Below are 18,893 nucleotides of genomic sequence, written 5' to 3' on the forward strand. Positions count from 1 at the left end.
CCCTCAAAACACTAGCGCCAGTCGCACTGCGAGAGCTGGGCCGAAACGCCAATCTCGGCCAGGTTCTTCCTGGTCACTAACATCAAAACCAAACAGTGAATGGCACGCAAGCCCCGTTTATCCGGCCTCGCACGCCACGCGGTTACGTCGATCACTTTATCTCCACACCGTTTGCTGGATGACATTGCACAACACAATGAATCAATTTAGGAATCTCCAGAATGGGACGCCGACCTGCGGCCGCGCAATTGCGGCGTGGAGAGCCGGCAACGCCAATGATCCTCAACCTAAGCTCACCCAAGAAATGGCTCTAAAAAAATCTGAACTTTACTCATCACTTTGGGCAAGCTGCGACGAACTTCGCGGCGGCATGGATGCGTCGCAGTACAAGGACTATGTCCTGGTCCTCCTATTCGTGAAGTACGTCAGCGACCGCTACGCCGGTGAGCCGTATGCGCCGATAACGATCCCGAAAGGCGCCAGTTTCGCTGACATGGTCGGGCTCAAGGGCAAGCCAGACATCGGCGACCAGATCAATAAGAAGATCCTCGGACCGCTCGCCCAGGCCAACCATCTGTCGGACATGCCGGATTTCAATGACCCGGCGAAGCTTGGCGACGGCAAGGAACGAGTCGAGCGTCTTACGAACCTTATCGCGATCTTCGAAAACCCGGCTCTCGACTTCTCAAAGAACCGGGCCGACGGTGATGATCTACTGGGTGACGCATATGAATACCTGATGCGTCATTTCGCGACGGAGAGCGGTAAGAGCAAAGGCCAGTTTTATACGCCTGCCGAAGTGAGTCGTGTCATCGCGCAGATCATCGGCATTCGATACGCAAAGACTACAAATGACACCAGCGTCTACGATCCTACCTGCGGTTCAGGCTCCTTGCTGCTCAAAGTAGGCGATGAGGCTCGACACGACGGCAAGGAAGTGAAGGTCACCCTCTACGGACAGGAGAAGGATAACGCGACTGCTGGACTCGCGCGCATGAACATGATCCTGCACGACTACGCGACGGCAGATGTCAAACAGGGAAATACTCTTGCCAACCCACTCCACAAAGACGGCGAGAGCCTCAAGACATTCGACTATGTCGTCGCTAATCCGCCTTTCAGCGACAAGCGCTGGAGCACGGGTCTCGACCCGGAGCACGATCCTTGGCAGCGTTTTCAAGCCTATGGCACTCCGCCCGGCAAGCAGGGAGACTTCGCGTATCTGCTGCACATCCTCCGTTCGCTCAAGTCGAACGGCAAAGGTGCATGCATCCTTCCGCATGGCGTTCTCTTCCGCGGCAATGCTGAGGCAACGATCCGTAAGAACCTTGTCCAACGCGGACTAATCAGGGGCATCATCGGATTGCCCGCTAACCTGTTCTACGGAACCGGCATCCCTGCTTGCATCGTTGTTCTCGACAAGGCCAACGACCAAAAGGCCATTTTCATGATCGACGCCTCTAAGGGCTTCATCAAAGATGGAAACAAGAATCGGTTGCGAGATCAGGATATCCATAAGATCGTCGACATCTTTACGCGACAGGTTGAAATACCTGGCTACTCACGGCTGGTTCCCATCAGTGAAATCGCCGATCCAAAAAATGACTACAATCTCAACCTGCCCCGCTACATCGATAGCTCTGAGTCGGAGGACTTGCAGGATATTGATGCGCATCTGCGCGGCGGCATTCCTGACCGCGATATCGATGCTCTTGAAAGGTACTGGCAGGTCATTCCTGGCGTTCGCGCCACATTATTCAAGAAGGACGACCGGGCCGGATACTCACTTCTCAAGCTTCCTGTGGCTGAGGTGAAATCCGCCATCTTGGGACATCCTGAGTTCGGGGCTTTCAATGAATCCGTCAACAAGCTTTTCGCGAAATGGCAGAAAGCGGCCATGCCGCGCCTGAAGGCTTTTGCCAAGGAAGGTCACCCAAAGGCGCTGATAGAAACAATTTCGGAAGACTTACTAAGCACATTCAGGGCGGCGCCACTCTTGGATGCCTACGACGTTTACCAACACTTGATGGATTACTGGTCCGAGACGATGCAGGATGACTGCTACCTGATCGCCGATGATGGTTGGTATGAAGCCGCGCAGCCTAAGCTGATCGTTGAAGAGAAGGGTAAGAAGACAAAGGTGAAGCCGGACTTCACTCTCAGCAAAAAGAAGTATCAAGCTGAACTCCTCCCGCCCTCCCTCATTATTCAGCGCTGGTTCGCCGACGAGCAGGCGGCCATAGAGAAGCTAGAGGCTGACGCAGCCGCGCTCCAGCAGCAGATGGAGGAAATAGGAGAGGAACATGGGGGCGAGGAAGGATTGCTTGCTGAAGCGGTAAACGACAAAGGCAAGATTACAAAGGCCAGCGTCAGCGCGCGGCTCAAGGAAATCAAAGGCGACGCCGAAGCGGCGGACGAGATCAAAGCGCTCAAGGATTATCTCGGCCTCATGGAACAGGAAGCCACAACCGCGGACAAGCTGGCCGAGGCGCAGGACGCGCTCACCGAAAAGGTCGCGGCACGCTACCCGAAGCTCACCGAGGACGAAATCAAGACCCTCGTCGTGGATGACAAATGGCTGGGTACGCTGGCCGTTGCCGTGCAGGGTGAACTCGACCGCGTCTCACGAACCCTTACCGGGCGCATCCGCCAACTGGCCGAACGCTACGCTACGCCGCTCCCGCAGCTCATCGACGAAGTGGCCGCGCTCGCCGCCAGTGTGGACGGACACCTCAAAAAGATGGGAGCGGTATGGAAGTGAAGCCCGGCTACAAGCAAACCGAGGTGGGCGTCATCCCGGAGGAGTGGGATGTCACCACTATCGGTGAGCAGTCTCAAATTTTCGGCCGCATTGGCTTTCGAGGTTACACGGTCGATGACATCGTTGAGGAAGGACACGGAGCAATCGCGATCAATCCCTCGAACATTCAGGATGGCGAAACCGTGTTCGAGAAATGCACCTACATTTCTTGGCACAAATACGAGGAGTCACCTGAAATCAAGATCGACGAGGGCGACATCATCCTTGTCAAAACGGGATCGACTGTCGGCAAGACTGCAATGGTTAAAAAGCTGCCGGGCAAAGCGACGCTCAATCCGCAGGTGGTGGTTTTCAAAAAGCTAAAGGCTTCACCCGGATTCTTTGGCTACACGATGGGATTTCCTGTCGTCCAGAAGCAGCTTACTGAAGCGGTGGTCGGTGGAGCATTGCCCACGCTTTCTCAAAAATTGGTGGCGGCATTCAAGTTTCCGCTACCCACAACGGACGAACAACGAGCCATCGCGGAGGCCCTGAGCGATGTGGATGGGCTGCTGGGTGGGCTGGACCGGCTCATCGCCAAGAAGCGCGACCTCAAACAGGCCGCCATGCAGCAACTCCTCACCGGCCATACCCGCCTCCATGCCTTCCACGACAAGTGGGAAACAAAACGGTTGGGCGAGCTTTTTGAAATCACTTCAAGCAAGCGCGTCTTCCAAAGCGAGTGGAGGGCCGAAGGCGTTCCATTCTATCGAGCACGAGAATTGGCAGTGTTAGGAGAAACTGGACGAGTGCAAAACGAGCTTTTCATCACTCGCGAACTTTATGAGAAGCACCGTCGCGCCCATGGCGTTCCAAGCGTGGGAGACATGCTGGTGACCGGTGTTGGAACGCTTGGTAAGGTCTATGTCGTTTCCGATGGCCACGAGTTTTACTTTAAGGACGGCAACATCATCTGGTTCAAAATCGAAGGAAAGATGTCGGCGGATTTTTTGCATCAACTATACCTCACCGACACGGTACAAAGGCAAGTTGCCGAGGGAGGTGCGGGCACTACGGTAGGCACGTACACTATCTCGGCTGCAAAGAAGACCACGATTCCATTTCCAAAACTTGCGGAGCAAACCGCCATCGCCGAAGTACTGACGGATATGGACGCGGAGCTGGCGGCGTTGGAGCAGCGCCGCGAGAAGACCCGTGCCCTTAAACAGGCTATGATGCAGGAATTGCTTACCGGCAAGACGAGACTTGTATGAATACCATCGGCAAGCCAGAGCGCGTGACGCAAAATCGGGTCATCGCGCTACTCCGTGACGAGCTCGGCTACCGCTACCTGGGTGATTGGAGTGACCGCTCCGGCAACAGCAACACCGAAGAGGAACTGCTCACTCAAAACCTCACGCAGCGCGGATATACGCAAGAGCAAATCAGCAAGGCCATCTATCTCCTTAAGACGGAAGCGAACAATCCCAACCGCAGCCTCTACGACAACAATAAAGCCGTGTATGGCCTTCTTCGCTATGGCGTTCCGGTAAAAATCGAAGCGGGCAAGGTTACAGAGACGGTCAAACTCATAAACTGGGAAAAGCCCGATCTCAACGATTTCGCCATTGCGGAGGAGGTCACCTTAAAGGGCGGCTACGAACGCCGGCCGGATATTGTCCTTTACATCAATGGCATTGCAATCGGCGTCATTGAACTTAAGGGCAGCCATGTCTCCATCAGCGACGGCATTCATCAGCTGTTGTCGAACCAAAACCCTGAGTTCAACGAGCGGTTTTTCAGCACCGTTCAGATCTTGTTCGCAGGAAATGACTCGGAGGGACTGCGCTACGGAACGATCAAGACGGAGGCTAAGTATTTCCTGAACTGGAAAGAGGACGAGGCGGACAACACCCGATACAAGCTAGATAAGTACTTACTGAAAATGTGCCGGAAAGAGCGGTTTATCGAGCTGCTTCACGACTTCGTGCTCTTCGACGGTGGGATCAAGAAACTTCCACGTGTGCATCAGTACTTCGGCATCAAAGCTGCTCAGGAGCGTGTGAACGCATACAAGGGCGGCATCATCTGGCACACGCAAGGCAGCGGCAAAAGCATCGTAATGGTGCTCTTGGCCAAGTGGATACTGGAGAACAAGCCGAACGCTCGCGTGCTGATACTGACCGACAGAGACGAACTGGACAAGCAGATCGAGCGAGTATTCACCGACACTGGAGAGAGCATCTACCGGACCAGTAGCGGGCGAGACCTGATGGCTCAGCTCGGCCAAGCGAAGCCTCGCCTCATCTGTTCGCTCGTCCACAAGTTTGGAAAGAAGGACGTTGGCGATTTCGGCGCTTTCATCGACGAGTTGAAAAAGCAACCGAGCCCGGCGGTCGGTGAGCTATTCATTTTCGTCGATGAATGCCACCGGACGCAAAGCGGTAAGCTCCACAAGACAATGAAAGCCCTTATCCCGGGCGCAGTGTTCATCGGCTTCACGGGAACGCCGCTCCTGAAGCAGGATGCTCCGACCAGCCTCGAAGTCTTCGGCAGCTATATCCACACATACAAATTTGGAGAAGCTGTGGAGGACGACGTCGTCCTCGACCTCGTGTATGAGGCGCGTGACATCCCACAGGAGCTTGGATCGTCTCAAAAGATTGACGCGTGGTTCGACGCAAAAACCAAGGGTCTGAACAACTGGCAAAAGGCCGCTCTGCGCGAGCAGTGGGGCACGATGCAAAAAGTCCTTAGCTCGCGGTCTCGCATGGAGCGAGTAGTCGAGGACGTTGTTTTCGATTTCAGCGTGAAGCCGAGGCTTGCAAGCAAGCGCGGAAACGCCATGCTCGTGGCGTCGAGCATCTATGAAGCCGCGAAATATTACGAGCTATTTCAAAAGACCATTTTCAAGGGAAGGTGCGCGCTGGTCACGTCGTACAATCCTCAAGCCAAGGACATAACGCTCGAAGAGACGGGCGCAAATACCCAGACGGAGAAGCAGTTCCTCTTCGATACATACACCGAGCTGTTGAAGAACGTTTCGGCGAGGCCGAGGAAGTCGAAGACCGAGACGTACGAAGACGAGGTCAAAGAAAAATTCATCAAAGAGCCCGCTAATACGCGGCTCCTCATTGTCGTCGACAAGCTCCTGACGGGCTTTGACGCGCCGAGCTGCACATACCTCTACATCGACAAATCGATGCAGGATCACGGACTGTTCCAGGCTATCTGTCGGACCAACCGGCTCGATGGGGAGGATAAGACGTTCGGCTATATCGTCGACTACAAGGATCTCTTTAAGAAGGTCCAAGGCGCGATGGCAGTCTACTCAACGGAGCTCGACCACAGCGATGGAGGCCCAAGCCCCGACATTCTTCTTGAAGATCGTCTCAAGAAGGGTCGGGAACGGCTCGACGAAGCTCTGGAGGCGCTCGCATTGCTCTGTGAGCCAGTTCAACCTCCGAAGGGCGAACTGGAGCACATTCATTATTTCTGCGGAAACACTGAGATACCCGAGGACCTCCAGCAACGCGAGCCGCAACGCGCCGCCCTGTATAAGTCCACAGCGGCCCTTGTCCGCGCATACGCAAACGTATCCGACGATCTGCCGAGAGCTGGTTACAGCGAGGCAGAGATCGACGGGATAAAAAAGGGTGTTGAGCGGTATCTCAAATTACGAGAGATCATCCGGCAAGCGAGCGGGGAAACTATCGATCTCAAGTCATATGAGGCGGACATGCGCCATCTCATCGATACTTACATCCAGGCCGACGCGCCACGAACAATTTCAGAGTTTGGCGAGATCGGCCTTCTCGACATCATCGTCAAAAGCGGGCTTGCTGACGCCATCAATCAGCTGCCACCGGGCATCAAGGCAAGCAAGGACGCGATTGCGGAAACCATCGCAAACAACGTCCGCAGCAAGATAATCAAAGAGCACCTCAACGACCCCGCCTTCTATGACCGGATGTCGGCTCTTTTGACCGAGGTGCTAGCCGACCTGAAGGCGAAGAGGGTCGATTACGAAGGGTTCTTGAAACGTATCGTTGAAGTGGCGAAGCAAGTGCAGGGAGGAAAGGCCTCTGACACGCCGGAAAAGCTCAATACTCCCGGCAAACGAGCGCTCTATAACAATCTCGGGAAGAACGAGGAGCTCGCGCTCCGCATCGACGAAACGGTACGGAAGGTCCGTCCTAACGCTTTCAGAGGTCATCAAGCGAAGGAAAACGTCATCAAGCGCGCGCTTCTGCCATTTCTTGGCGATGACAAGGATGAAGTCGAGCGTATTTTCCTGATTATCAAGGCCCAACCAGAATACTAAATGCCCATCCAACTCAAACTCGGCGACATCGCGATTGATGTCATACGGAAGGAGATAAAAAACGTTCACTTGAGCGTGCACCCGCCGACGGGCCGCGTGCGGGTCGCGGCTCCCCGGAGAATGACGCTCGACGTGCTGCGGGTTTTCGCTATCGCAAAGCTGCCCTGGATCAAGAAGCAGCAGAAGAAGCTGCGAGAGCAGGAGCGCGAGACGCCTCGGGAATACATCGATCGGGAAAGCCATTATGTGTGGGGCTCCCGGTACCTGCTAAAGCTGGTTGAAGCGGACGAAAAGCCCTCAGTCGAGTTGAGTGGGAAGCGTCTCTTGCTGCGGGTTCGTCCAGGCACAAGCTCAGAAAGGCGCGAGGCTATTCTTGAAGAGTGGCAGCGCGAGCTGCTGCACGTGACAATTCCGCCGCTCATCGCTAAGTGGCAAAAACTTATGAAGGTGCGAGTAAACGCCTACTTCGTCCAACGCATGAAGACGAAATGGGGAAGCTGCAACCACCGGGCCGCAACCATCCGACTGAATACAGACCTCGCTCGCAAGCCCAGAGATTGCCTAGAGTACATTGTCGTGCACGAGATGGTTCACCTTATTGAGCCGACCCATAACGAGCGCTTCGTTGCTATGATGGACCATTTCATGCCGAAGTGGCATTCCTACCGAGAAGCTCTAAATAGACTACCAGTTCGCCACGAGGATTGGGACTACTGATCGCTTTTGCAAGGCTCGTTGCTTCTAACCATTTGCCACGGGGGCCCCTCATGTTGCCTTACGATTTGGAAAGAGCACTTCAAACGCCAGAAGATTGTCGCCGAGTGATGGAACGCGCGCTCAGCGAGCGTGAGCTCGGGAAGCTGTCACAGCATACGAACAAACTCTGTATCAAAGGCTCATGGAAGAAATCAGTTCGCATCTAGGACGCGTCATAAATTCAAGAACAGGCTAACGACGACGCTGAGATCCTATCCAACAACGACGAAGTAACTATAGAGCGACGCTACACTCCGGACCGAACACTACCGGTCTGGCTTCGTCGGCGGGACATAGCAAATCACCACCACCCAGGCTGCTGGGCGAGACGTCGCTTTGAAGTTTGAGTTATCTGACCACGTCGATTGACGATTGCGGCTCTGCGGAAGTGCCCCCACCTCCTTAGCCATTCGTCTTGGCTTGGAGTCGTCCGGTCGTTACTTCCTCTTGATCCTCTTGCATAGGTTGCATACGATAATAGTGACTACGCTGGGGGATAGAATGTATCTTAGCAGTCGTTTGGGCGCCGGCATTTGCGCGGCGCTGACGTTACTCGGCGGCGCCATTTCAGGTTCGCCGGCACTTGCCGACTGCCAACAAACGATCTCTAGCGCACGCGATATCGCTGCCTCCATATCAGTACAGATGGACTCGTCGTCACGACCGCGCGTGGGCCACGCAGTTAGGGTTCTCTGGAAAACGACCAATAGTACGCGGTCAATGTTTCCGATTTATCTGGTTGTGGTGACTCCGGTCGCCTCGCGCTTCTCGGGTCATGGATTTATTGCCCTCAATGCAGAAGCAAAGGGCCTCCGCGGCCTGACGTACGGCAAAGACCTGGTACGCGCTTTTGTGCCTATCTATCGCAATGTCGATCCAACCGAAGGCGAAGTCTCAATCATTCCATATGGCGCTGGGCAACAGACAATTCGGTGGGCGATCGTCAGTGCAGGCGATTGCGGCGAGCAGAAATACGGAGAAACGGAGAAGACGATTGAGGTCATCGCCGGTCCTCCGGAGGTCGTCGTCCAGGATCGATACACAACCGAAAAACCTATCAAGCGGATCAGGTCACCAAATGGCGCGCACGAGATAAGAGTATTCAAAGAGCGTTACGAGGTTTATGACCTTCACACGGGCGCAAAAGTTCTAGATCGAGCGGGTGTTGATCCCAGTTTCTCGCCAACCGGAAGATTCGTCGCGTCACGCGGCGAGTCCGGAGTCATCGATCTTTTGTCTGGAAAACAAATTGCAAATGTCGGCCCAGGTGACAACTTCTTGGCATGGGTTCGCGGGGATAGCTTCGCCATAAATGGGGGAGTTGGCTGGGAAGATTTGACGATCGTTAGCACATTAACGGAGGATCGGAAGCCCCTAAAGGTCCGAACGATGTGCGGCATGTGCCGCTCGCTAAGCGATTTGAAGATCCTGGTCGACGTCGACAACGGGTACGCAGCCGGCATCTCCGGCGAATGGCGATTATTGAACCTTGTAACGGGCGAGATATATCCGGCCGATGCCGCTAGATACGAGACGCTAATAGAAACGAACGATGAAGCGAACCGGGCAGAAGAAGATAGATTGTTCGACGCCGGACATTCCCAATGGCAGGATTCGCAGCAACTCTTGGGATTGATACAGAGGTCCTTTAATTCTGACCTGAAGAGATTGCCGGAAAATGCGGGAAGTTGGAATCTTGGCGAGCCTCTGAAACTATCGCATGTTACCTCGGGTCGGAATTCAGATCAGCCCGAGTTGCAACGGCGCTCACTTGTTCGGCATACTGACGCAACTGAGAAGCAAGCTGACGCCGGTATGCGTCCCGGCGCGCTACGCGGGCGTAGGCAAACCAGTCGTGGAATTGAGCTCGACGGATCTCCTGTCGTCCCAGACTTGCCCAGCAATCTATCACCCGCAACCGTTGCTGACCTCACATTTGATCGCTTGAAGGAAGTTGGCTTATCGACCACGCCCCTTTCAGCGCTTGAAGTAATGTACAAGCTCTCTGGCAGTTCGCGCACATCGACCTTGAAGAAAGCGCACGATATTGTAGCTGACATAGGCAGCAAGCTTTCTGCGACGGGTAGGAAAAGCCTTGCCAACGGTCTTATTGACTGCGACCAATCGGTTGCCCCTTTCGACGGACCTGACTTGATTTGGCATTGGCGGGATCAAAGTTTCGATCGTTGGGTTATCCATGCGAGCTGTCGCGATGGAGATACGCATCAACGAAACGGAGCGCTCGCTCTTGTGCGTGCGGGAACGCCGGACGAAGTGTTGGACCTGTCTTCTGCATTTGAAACCAGCAACCCGATCGAAGGCTTGCAGTGGGAGCTCGGGGACGGCGCAAGGATTTTCCATCTGTCTGACGACTTGCTGGCCATCGAATTCGGTGGCAACGCGTTTGTCATTTCGGTCAAAACCGGTACAAGGCAGGGCGCGGCAATTTCCCTAGTCGACGGCAATCTCCTCGCGCAGTTTCGCTTGGCTGTTGGCAATCGGCATTTAGTGCAGGTCAATTCCGATGGTCGGGTTTTCGTTTATCGTCTGCACGATGGGCAAAAAGTCTTGAGCGGCGTCTATGTTGATGGCGAGATTGTTCTTGCGAATGACGCCGGATTTTACGACAACACCTTTGACGGCGCTCAAGACGTTCAAGTGCGATTTCCGGGAATTGCCGGCCTGTACTATTACAACCAATTTGAGTCCATCTTGCGCCGTCCCGGACTTGTCACCTCAGTGTTACACGACGAGCAGCATGTGATTCCAGACGCTGCCCCAATCCAAGCGCCCCCATTGATAAACCTGTCTATCGCTTCCGTGAGCGCAAACGGTAAACGGGCCGTCAGCGTAACTGCGCAAGGAGAGCAGGAGTTATCTTCAATTCGCCTTTATATCGATGGCAGGCTGCTAGAAACTCGGACGGTGTCCGGGTTGAGAGTAAGCAGCGCGTTTGAAATCGCGGACCCTGGCGGAGGTCGTTGGGTCTCAGCAGTTGCGGTCGATAGATCAGGAATCACGAGCTTACCAAGTGCCGCTCGTCTCCCGGGCCCCCCCGTTGCGCGCGGCACGTTGCGCGCAGTTGCCGTCGGAGTAGATTTTTATTCAGATCGGCGGCTTCCGGGGCTTACGTATGCTGCCTCAGACGCTCAACGAATTGCAACAATGCTGAACGCAAGCAAGGGACGTTCGGTCGAAGGTGTTGTAGTGACACCCATTACGAACGAGGCGGTAACGCCGAAGAGCGTTCTTTCCGCGATCGAAAGCGCGTCCGCTTCCACGGAAAAGGATGACACCCTAGTAGTATCTTTTTCAGGACACGGCGTCGAAGGGCGCAGCTTTGGGCAACCCGATGTAGGGCTGGCGCTGACCACATCTATCACCAACATAGATCAACTCGCAACGACAGCAGTGCCATGGAGTTCGATCGCTCGATCCTTGAGTAAAGCACGTGGCTCAGTCATTGTGCTTTTGGACGCTTGCCATGCGGGCGCTACTGAAGGACTTGGTACAAACGAGGATGCCGCCAAGGAACTAACTGCATCCGGCGCTCCCATTGTGGTTCTGGCAGCTACTAAGTCTCGCCAGCAAAGTTTTGAAGGCGCCGGTGGCGGCATCTTTACTACATCGTTGATTCAGTTCGTCGCGAAAGCGCGTGCCGCCGGCGTACTGGTTGATATGAGCGAGCTCTATGGCGCAATAAAAGGGGAGGTCGTGAGGACCGAGAAAGGAAAGCAGACGCCGTGGCTCGTACGCAACGCGCTCATCGGCGATATGTCATTATTTTGAATTGTCTCCAGAGATGCAAAGTTCATTCAGAGGAAGCTGCAAGATGTTGCAAATCTCCCGTCGCAGATGCGTGGCGAGTATGGTTGGTGGCGCTGTGGCAATCGTGCTCGGCGCTAGTTGCCAAGTTAGTGCCGCACAGGGACAAACTGAGGCAGAAAAGCGCGCGGCCAAGGCCAATCTTGCAAAGGACCAATGGTTGGAGCGTTGGATGAAATCGGCTTCCGCAAAGGACGCCGTAGGTGCTCTGTATCTTGGCCGATTTCTCGATCGAATCTACTTTGTAGACAAGCCGATTGCGTGGCGGCCGAGCCCCGCGCAGGCTGGAACATACCAGGCGGTTGAAGTCCCAGTCGGTTTTGTAACCGATCTCGCGAGCGTCCCGAGAGTTTTCTGGTCGTTTCTGCCAACTGATGGAGAGTATGCCTTCGCAGCGATTATTCACGACTACTTGTATTGGACCCAATGTCGGTCGCGAGAAACCTGTGACAACATTCTTAGGCTCGCGATGGCGGACCTTGGCGTCAGTAATTTCACAGCAGGTATCATTTTTCGGGCTGTGCGTCTGGGAGGCCAAAGCAGTTGGGACAGCAATACTAAACTCAAAGCGCAAGGTGAACGACGCGTCTTGGTGCAGTATCCTGACGGACCGGGAATACGGTGGGAAAATTGGAAAAAGCGACAGGACGTATACGCTCCCACAGACGGCCATTGCTAATCGCAATGCGGTAAAAGTTGGTGGCCTTAGCAGTGCTATGAACCCTGATATCTTCTGATCGCGAAGGTCACACAGCCATGACGATCAGGTACAGTGACTACATCAGGACACTTAGACGTGGCTTCCACGAGTACCGGCGCACTCATTTTGGGGACAAGCCCGAGCTGTTTAAGAACTACAACGAAGATGAGCCCGTCGTATGGGCCGACCTAGCTCGCGATCTTAACGTAATGACACCGCCATGCGCGGCATCTCTGCGTGAAATGGTCGTGAGGAAAATACCCCGATCCAAACGTCACAGGCATTTTGGAAGTATGCAAAGCTCGCAAGCTTTGGTGCAATCGACATTCGGAGTAATCGAGGCGTTCAATCGGTTTGCTGTACTTGCAAATGTTAGGGACGAAGAAGGTTGCCTTGCGTTTGGTCCTTCTGCCGCGGCGGGCAATCTGACCTTTGAGAAGCAAATCACTACCCTCGGCGAAGGTCCAAAGGGGGCCACCTCTATCGATGTCTGGATCGGGGGAGCTTATCGGGTGGCCGTTGAATGCAAGTTGTCCGAGGCAAGCTTCGGAACCTGCTCGAGACCCGGGTTGCGCGGTGCGGACCCGAAATACTGCAATGGCAGCTATGAGTATCAAGGCGGTCGAACCACCCAACGATGCTCATTGACGGGTGCCGGGGTACGTTATTGGAATTTTGCTGAACTGGCGTTCGGCTGGTCGCCAACGATAGATCACCGTCCCTGTCCGATGCGATCGCCGTATCAACTCGTCAGAAATGTACTGGCTGCCTGCGTATCATCAGATGGCGCCTTCGAAGAGAATAGCGGACATGCTCTCGTCATCTATGACGCACGCAACCCAAGTACATTCAGGGATGGCGCGTGTGAAATGCAATGGGTAGAGGCGCGATCCGCACTACGGTTGCCGCATCTGCTAAGGCGGCTTTCCTGGCAGTCGTTCCTTCGTCAACTACCTGATGATGACATCTGTAACTGGCTGGCGCAGGCGCTGCGCGACAAGTACGGACTTGTTGCTTAAGCTGAAAAGTGATCGATCTAGCGCGCGCCTCAAGAGCCGGAGGCGCTTTTCAGTGCCTCGTTCTCGATCAACGAGCAAACCAAGCAAAAAAGAGCATCAGAGAGCGCTCTTACCGTTATGGCATCGGAGAAAGCAATGACGCTAAACGAAATCAACCTTTGGGGTATACACGGTGGCCGTACCGGGGATGCTGACAGCCTCTTCTTGAAAAAGAATTGCATCGCCATCGGGTGGGCATCAATGGGTGATCTTGGCGTACTTGCGGCAGACCGGGAGGCGTTCAAAGCAAAGGTTGCTCAAGCCTATCCAGAGAAGAAACCGGGTGCTTGGCCTGTCAATGCGGGCCAGTTATTCCGTTTTGTTCATGAAATGAAGGCCGGCGATATTATCGTCTATCCGTCGAAGCGTGATCGCCAGATACATATTGGCAAAGTGCAAGGCGACTACAAGTACGACCCAACAGGGGAAACTACTTACCCAAATCGCAGGGCGGTCAAGTGGCTTCACGCCGTGCCTCGAACGAATTTTACGCAAGGCGCGCTTCACGAGATCGGCTCGGCGATGAGCCTGTTCTTGGTGAAAAACTATGCTGATGAATTTCGTGCGGTGCTCGAAGGCCCCACAGCGCCTGTCACGCCGCTGGCACAGGACGAGTCCGTCGCCGCCGTCACCGAAGATATTGAGGAAACCACGAGAGATTTCGTTTTGAAGAGACTTGTCCAAGAGCTCAAGGGCGCTCCACTCGAAGGCTTCATCGTCCACCTTCTAGAGTGTATGGGATACCATGCGAGATTGACTCGAAAAAACGAACCGAGCGTAGATGTCATTGCCCACAAGGACCATCTCGGCGTTGAACCGCCCATTATCAAAGTACAGGTCAAGAGCAGCGACGGGGTAGCAACGGACAAAGATGTCTCCGCTCTCTATGGAAAGTTGTCATCCGACGGAGAGTTCGGTCTGTTCATTACACTCGGAACGTTCAGCCCTGCTTCTCGAAACTATGAACAGAGCAAGAGCAACTTGCGCTTAATTGACGGTGATGAGCTAGTTCAACTTATCTTTCAGCACTACGAACACTTTGATTCCCGTCATAAGGGATTGCTTCCACTACGTCGCGTCTATGTACCGGAAGCCATCGAAACTGAAGACGATCAATAGAGCATACCTACCTTACAAACTGCCGCCAAGTAACGCCGCGAGTTCGCGCGGCTCTCCTGCGAAATATTCCCGTAATTCTCGATTCACTCTGGCATCTCCCCTTTCGTACCGGTCATACATTCCTCTGAGCCAGAGATAGCGGTCGAGATCCACGCAGTCGCTTGAGTGCAACGCGTATCGATCGCGGAGCCGGTGCAGGTTTTTCACAAAGCCGCCATACGTTGTCGACTTGTCGAGATCTCTCGACGAGAGATGAAGTTTGATCGCTTCACGTGCGGCGTCGTCGTAGATTGGAAACAGGTTGCGATCGACAAAGAATGCACAGAACTTGGAGGCGAAGCTCCGAAACTGACGCTTCCTCTGCTGATCCGGCGCAGACGAGGTATTGAGATCAGCTGCGTTGTCAAGCTGCGCTGGCGGCGTGAGGTCGGCGATGGCCTCGACTAGCTCGATCGAATTGGCTAGAGTTATCTTCCGAAATCGTTCCTGTTGTAACACGTTGTGAACGTGCTTACCCATCCGAGTGATGGCAAGCACGTAGGTGGAGTAGAGAGCGTTGACGGCTGCGGCCTTCACCAAGCACGCGCCAAGGCTATGGCCCGGGTAGCACTCGCTCAGAGTCAGTAGCGCATTTTCGGTGGTCCGCCAGAGAGCCAATCCCCCATGCATCTGCCGGGCAATCTCGATTTGGGCCAGCGAAATCCCCGATATCTGTCTTCGTGGCATCCTCTTCTCTGAGGTGGGTTGAGAGCTTAGTCGGTATCAACTCTAAGCCCCGACTGCGCATGCCTCAAGGGACTCGCGCAACAGTCGTCCGCTAAGGCTTTGGACGGGCGTAGGCATATGCTCCAATTACCCATTGTCAATCTTCAGGGTGAATGTGCTGGATAGGCATGTCGCCCCTTCCAGCGTATCGGGCACCTTGTCCCAGCCGTGCTCGACGATGAATTGTGCCCATGCTTTGTCGTCCTGCAGTGCCTGCACCCGACCGACGATTAAGACGGTGTCGACGGCCTTCTTGTCATCGCTGCACCGAACACGGATGGCGTCAGCTATTGGCTGAAGGGCCCGGGTTATCTCCATCGAGCAAGACCCGGACACGGGCATCGAGGTTGAGGATGCCAGGTCGCCGACCGGCTCATTGCCGGCTTGGCTTCTCGAATGGCTCGCCAACCGGAAGCCCGTCCGGTTGCTCTGCCCCCGCTCTCGCGCTGTTCACTCGCCGAGATCAATTCGTCTAAAGGTATGATACAACCCTTTCGTGGCTGGCCCTATGAATGGTTGCGCAAATAGCGCCAATTCTGTCACTTCTAAAAAGAACACAGTTGTCTGGGTACGTTTTTTTTGGAATCTGTGGCCGCCATGGACACGGCGGTTACACCAACGGTTGCGCGGCACAGCCTTCGGGAGAAGTGGGATTACGTCATCGATCCCGGCTTCCTCGCGCTGCCTTACGTCCTTCTGCTGCACCAGGCTGAGATGGGTCTGAGCAGCGAAAACTTGAATGTCCTTCTGAACTTTCTGGCCCATTGGCACGCCGAGGGGCGCCTCGCCTATCCGCACACCAACACCATCGCCAAGCGAATGGGTGTTAGTAAGCGCTCGGTTCAGCGCTCGGTATCTTGGCTGGTTAAGGAAGGTTTTCTCGCGAAGCTACCGAAGCGAAACATCAGGGACCGGCAAGTTTTCGATCTCACGCCGCTCGTTGAAAAGCTCAAGCCATTCGCGTGGGCGCGCATTCAGCTCATGCAGCAGCGGCGCCGCGAAGCGGACCTTTCCGATGAATTGATCAAAGAGCTATCCCGACCACCGCGCCCGACAGGCGTCGAAATGTTTGCCGAGGCCACGCGGCAAGGGATCAATATTGGGTCCGGCTACCCGATACCGGTGCAAGATGTCTAGTGAAACTGTACCCCGGCGGACCAAGGGGCCGCCCACTGAATCGGATCTCAGTCAGGTGATGGCCCATGGCCCCGCCCTATGCGCAGCCTATGGACGCTTCTTGGGTGCGGCGCTGATGATGTTCGCCATCGCCAAGACCAGGCGCGGCTCTTTTGGCCTTACCGCTATCGTCGGGCTCGCCGGCACGATCATCTACAATGCATACTTAAAGTAGATTCCTGTCGCTGCCAGTTTGGTGCCGCAATGCTCGCCTTGCCCGCAGATTTATCCGAGCTGATAACCTTCGATTCCACTTCCGGCACTGTCCTAAGCCGCGAGGGCAAGCGGCTGGAATTCAAACAAGACTTCAGCGCTGCCGACTTCTCCGACTACACCAAGGCGCTGGCCGCCTTCGCTAACGCAAGCGGCGGCGTCATCATGTTCGGCGTCAGTAACAAGCCCCGCATGATTGTCGGCACCAAGGATATGACCGACGAAGCGGACTGGGCCAACCGGTTGCGCGATGAGTTCGATCCCGAAATACCCTTCCATATCCGAGAGTATAAGATCGGTGGCGCGAAGCTGTACGTCGTTGGCGTAAATGCTTCGCAACACAAGCCAGTCATTTGCCGCAAAACGCGAACCAAGGTCATGGAGAAGAAAGGCGAAAAGAAAGACGTGGTCATCCTGCAGGAAGGCACGATCTATTATCGCTATGCAGGCCAGTCTCGCCCGATCAATTTCCCCGAATTGCACACCATGCTGACCGAGCGTGACGAGGCGAATAGTCGCAAGTTCATGCAGACGCTGCAGCTCGTGCAGAAGATCGGCTTGGATAGCGCCGGGGTCATCGACGTTTCAGACCCGAAGCCAAGCATCCTGATGTCGCCAGAGACTGCTAAAGGCCTCAACTTCATCAAGAAGGCTGAGTTGGTCGAGGAGAAGGGCGCGCCGGCATACATGGTGGTCGGCCAAGTTGACCTGCAGCATGTCGTCCGTGCTCCGCTCGATGACGCCGACAAGAATTTGCCGACAGAAGCCGCCAAGATGATTTCGCCGGTCATAAAGGAGGTATACGGCATCCCCCGGATCAGCGCTCAGCAGCTGACCCTACTCCTCCGCCAAATGAAGATTGACGGCGACGATGTGCATTGCGTCTACGAGAAAAAAATGGGCCGCAAGTACATCACACGAGCTGGCCTCAAGGCCGTGGAGGACTACATACGACAAAGTCCCGGCCCAGCTCTGCAGGCTTTCGGCTCTAAAGCGGCGAAGACCACGTTCCTAGTCAAGACCATGCCCTCGGATGGGATCTTCGTGCCTGATGAAGGCGCCATCCATATTGGCGCATCGCTCGAGGCTCTGCCCAAGGTGTCAACCTAACCACGCCGATACAAGCGTCACACCATACTTGTTGAGCACCGCGATGGCGGTGGTCGCAATCGTGGCCCATAACCCGCCCCACAGAAAAGGTCGACGGCCGGATGCCTTGTTGGCTAGACTAAGCAGAAGGAAGCCGCCCCACCATTTGCCAAAATGCTTCTTGAACTCACCGCCCTGCTTGGCAAGCTCAACCAAGTCAGACGGCTTCTCGCTCTCAGTTTTCGGCGCCTCGGATTCGGGCCGAGCACCATCATCCACCCTCTCGGGTGTTTTCTTCGTCGCCATGTCCTTGTCCTCTAAGGTGAGGAGACCAGTGGAATTAGCTAAACCTATCTTAGTGAGCACGAAGTAAGAACGCCGCTTACTCGCTCGGTTATCCACGATATAGCATTGAGGTGTCAGACGTTCCAGTTTTGTTCGCCACAACCGCTAGTTAGTCTATTGAGTTGCCCCGACGAGTCGATTCTGGTCTCCGAACATCAGAACGCGATTATCGTAAACCGCCTCGGCATGGTGACCCTAAGCAGTTTTCCTGACAATCCGGTGCTCAGCCGGTCGTAGGCTCGGGTATAAACCGACAGCGCGACAAAGATCGGGAATTTGGCTGAGCCGAGCGATTGCATGTATCCCTAAAATGAGTACTGCAGATTCGTAGTGATCATTTGAAGGAGGAACGATGAACACGCACTCCAATCGAACCCGCTGACAGTATGCCATCAAGCAAATCGAGCGATCCCGGGCCTTGTCTGGAAGGACGAGTTTCCCCCTGACGATGAGATTTATTTCCAGGCGGCAGATGAATTTGGTTCGGAATGGAAATCTTACAAGCAATGCAAAGCAAGCATTGAACGGATCGCCGATAAGGCGCACAAAATAGCGACCCGTGATTTCCGAAATGCGTTCAACCATCGATTTTCACCGCGCTTCGTCATGGGAATTACGCAATTTGTAACGAGGCGAGTAGACCCATATACGAACCAGGTTTCCTATGCGTTTGGCGGCGCCCCCCCGTTTCAGCTTGATAACGTAGCTGTCGCGCGCCATGGAAAACTGCCCCCTCGGCGCCATGAGGAATTGCCCCCTCCTTGGATTAGCCGAGGAGAGAGC

Annotated in this window: 13 protein-coding genes and 1 pseudogene; 10 read left to right on the top strand and 4 right to left on the bottom strand. The window is 54.7% G+C overall.

The genetic code is table 11. The features are described 5' to 3' along the window. Positions 1-196 precede the first annotated feature (196 nt). The 8 genes from Q2M23_RS30475 (at position 197) to Q2M23_RS30505 (ending at position 14,522) form a co-directional block, all read left to right on the top strand. Positions 197-2,761 carry a type I restriction-modification system subunit M gene (locus Q2M23_RS30475; RefSeq protein WP_316398021.1) on the top strand — a complete coding sequence of 855 codons (2,565 nt, stop codon included), beginning with the start codon at positions 197-199 and terminating at the stop codon, positions 2,759-2,761. Further along, the gene (locus Q2M23_RS30480; protein WP_316398022.1) at positions 2,752-4,014 is read left to right on the top strand and encodes a restriction endonuclease subunit S; all 1,263 of its coding nucleotides are present in this window, start codon (positions 2,752-2,754) and stop codon (positions 4,012-4,014) included. The genes Q2M23_RS30475 and Q2M23_RS30480 overlap by 10 nt, the downstream gene beginning before the upstream one ends. Next, a complete protein-coding gene (locus Q2M23_RS30485) occupies positions 4,011-7,064 on the top strand; it encodes an HsdR family type I site-specific deoxyribonuclease (RefSeq protein WP_316398023.1) in 3,054 nt (1,017 codons plus the stop codon). Before Q2M23_RS30480 ends, Q2M23_RS30485 begins: the two co-directional genes overlap by 4 nt. Continuing rightward, positions 7,065-7,781, top strand: coding sequence for a SprT family zinc-dependent metalloprotease (locus Q2M23_RS30490; RefSeq protein WP_316398024.1), 717 nt, complete (start codon positions 7,065-7,067; stop codon positions 7,779-7,781). Between the two features lie 759 nt (positions 7,782-8,540). Further along, positions 8,541-11,609 carry a caspase domain-containing protein gene (locus Q2M23_RS30495; protein WP_316398025.1) on the top strand — a complete coding sequence of 1,023 codons (3,069 nt, stop codon included), beginning with the start codon at positions 8,541-8,543 and terminating at the stop codon, positions 11,607-11,609. Between the two features lie 208 nt (positions 11,610-11,817). Then, positions 11,818-12,324 carry a DUF1353 domain-containing protein gene (locus Q2M23_RS44145; RefSeq protein WP_410469791.1) on the top strand — a complete coding sequence of 169 codons (507 nt, stop codon included), beginning with the start codon at positions 11,818-11,820 and terminating at the stop codon, positions 12,322-12,324. 77 nt (positions 12,325-12,401) lie between these two features. Continuing rightward, positions 12,402-13,364 (top strand): PGN_0703 family putative restriction endonuclease, encoded by a 963-nt coding sequence (locus Q2M23_RS30500; protein WP_316398026.1) that lies wholly within the window; start codon positions 12,402-12,404, stop codon positions 13,362-13,364. A gap of 135 nt (positions 13,365-13,499) precedes the next feature. Further along, on the top strand, positions 13,500-14,522 hold the full coding sequence (locus Q2M23_RS30505) for a restriction endonuclease (RefSeq protein WP_316398027.1): 1,023 nt from the start codon (positions 13,500-13,502) through the stop codon (positions 14,520-14,522). 12 nt (positions 14,523-14,534) lie between these two features. Here the strand turns inward: Q2M23_RS30505 and Q2M23_RS30510 are convergent, their stop codons facing one another. Then, a complete protein-coding gene (locus Q2M23_RS30510; RefSeq protein WP_316398028.1) occupies positions 14,535-15,248 on the bottom strand; it encodes a hypothetical protein in 714 nt (237 codons plus the stop codon). Positions 15,249-15,374: 126 nt separating this feature from the next. Next, positions 15,375-15,695 (bottom strand): hypothetical protein, encoded by a 321-nt coding sequence (locus tag Q2M23_RS30515; RefSeq protein ID WP_316398029.1) that lies wholly within the window; start codon positions 15,693-15,695, stop codon positions 15,375-15,377. Positions 15,696-15,884: 189 nt separating this feature from the next. On the opposite strand from Q2M23_RS30515, the gene Q2M23_RS30520 reads away from it, so the two are divergent. Both Q2M23_RS30520 and Q2M23_RS30525 read left to right on the top strand, forming a co-directional pair. Then, the gene (locus Q2M23_RS30520; protein WP_316398030.1) at positions 15,885-16,424 is read left to right on the top strand and encodes a helix-turn-helix domain-containing protein; all 540 of its coding nucleotides are present in this window, start codon (positions 15,885-15,887) and stop codon (positions 16,422-16,424) included. Positions 16,425-16,667: 243 nt separating this feature from the next. Next, on the top strand, positions 16,668-17,786 hold the full coding sequence (locus tag Q2M23_RS30525; RefSeq protein WP_316398031.1) for an ATP-binding protein: 1,119 nt from the start codon (positions 16,668-16,670) through the stop codon (positions 17,784-17,786). On the opposite strand, the gene Q2M23_RS30530 is transcribed toward Q2M23_RS30525, so the two are convergent. Together Q2M23_RS30530 and Q2M23_RS30535 are read right to left on the bottom strand one after the other, a co-directional pair. Beyond that, positions 17,778-18,071: a hypothetical protein gene (locus Q2M23_RS30530; RefSeq protein WP_316398032.1), complete on the bottom strand. Its 294-nt coding sequence runs from the start codon at positions 18,069-18,071 to the stop codon at positions 17,778-17,780. The genes Q2M23_RS30525 and Q2M23_RS30530 overlap by 9 nt on opposite strands. 630 nt (positions 18,072-18,701) lie before the next feature. Next, positions 18,702-18,893: pseudogene (locus Q2M23_RS30535) on the bottom strand (hypothetical protein); the annotation flags it as partial.

This window comes from Bradyrhizobium sp. 33ap4 (assembly GCF_032654765.1).
Classification (GTDB): domain Bacteria; phylum Pseudomonadota; class Alphaproteobacteria; order Rhizobiales; family Xanthobacteraceae; genus Bradyrhizobium; species Bradyrhizobium australafricanum.

What these genes read in the sequence shown, in the direction of transcription:
- Q2M23_RS30475 (WP_316398021.1), top strand. Translation starts at nt 197, where the DNA reads ATGAATCAATTTAGGAATCTCCAGAATGGGACGCCGACCTGCGGCCGC.
- Q2M23_RS30480 (WP_316398022.1), top strand. Translation starts at nt 2,752, where the DNA reads ATGGAAGTGAAGCCCGGCTACAAGCAAACCGAGGTGGGCGTCATCCCG.
- Q2M23_RS30485 (WP_316398023.1), top strand. Translation starts at nt 4,011, where the DNA reads ATGAATACCATCGGCAAGCCAGAGCGCGTGACGCAAAATCGGGTCATC.
- Q2M23_RS30490 (WP_316398024.1), top strand. Translation starts at nt 7,065, where the DNA reads ATGCCCATCCAACTCAAACTCGGCGACATCGCGATTGATGTCATACGG.
- Q2M23_RS30495 (WP_316398025.1), top strand. Translation starts at nt 8,541, where the DNA reads ATGTTTCCGATTTATCTGGTTGTGGTGACTCCGGTCGCCTCGCGCTTC.
- Q2M23_RS44145 (WP_410469791.1), top strand. Translation starts at nt 11,818, where the DNA reads ATGAAATCGGCTTCCGCAAAGGACGCCGTAGGTGCTCTGTATCTTGGC.
- Q2M23_RS30500 (WP_316398026.1), top strand. Translation starts at nt 12,402, where the DNA reads ATGACGATCAGGTACAGTGACTACATCAGGACACTTAGACGTGGCTTC.
- Q2M23_RS30505 (WP_316398027.1), top strand. Translation starts at nt 13,500, where the DNA reads ATGACGCTAAACGAAATCAACCTTTGGGGTATACACGGTGGCCGTACC.
- Q2M23_RS30510 (WP_316398028.1), bottom strand. Translation starts at nt 15,248, where the DNA reads ATGCCACGAAGACAGATATCGGGGATTTCGCTGGCCCAAATCGAGATT.
- Q2M23_RS30520 (WP_316398030.1), top strand. Translation starts at nt 15,885, where the DNA reads ATGGACACGGCGGTTACACCAACGGTTGCGCGGCACAGCCTTCGGGAG.
- Q2M23_RS30525 (WP_316398031.1), top strand. Translation starts at nt 16,668, where the DNA reads ATGCTCGCCTTGCCCGCAGATTTATCCGAGCTGATAACCTTCGATTCC.
- Q2M23_RS30530 (WP_316398032.1), bottom strand. Translation starts at nt 18,071, where the DNA reads ATGGCGACGAAGAAAACACCCGAGAGGGTGGATGATGGTGCTCGGCCC.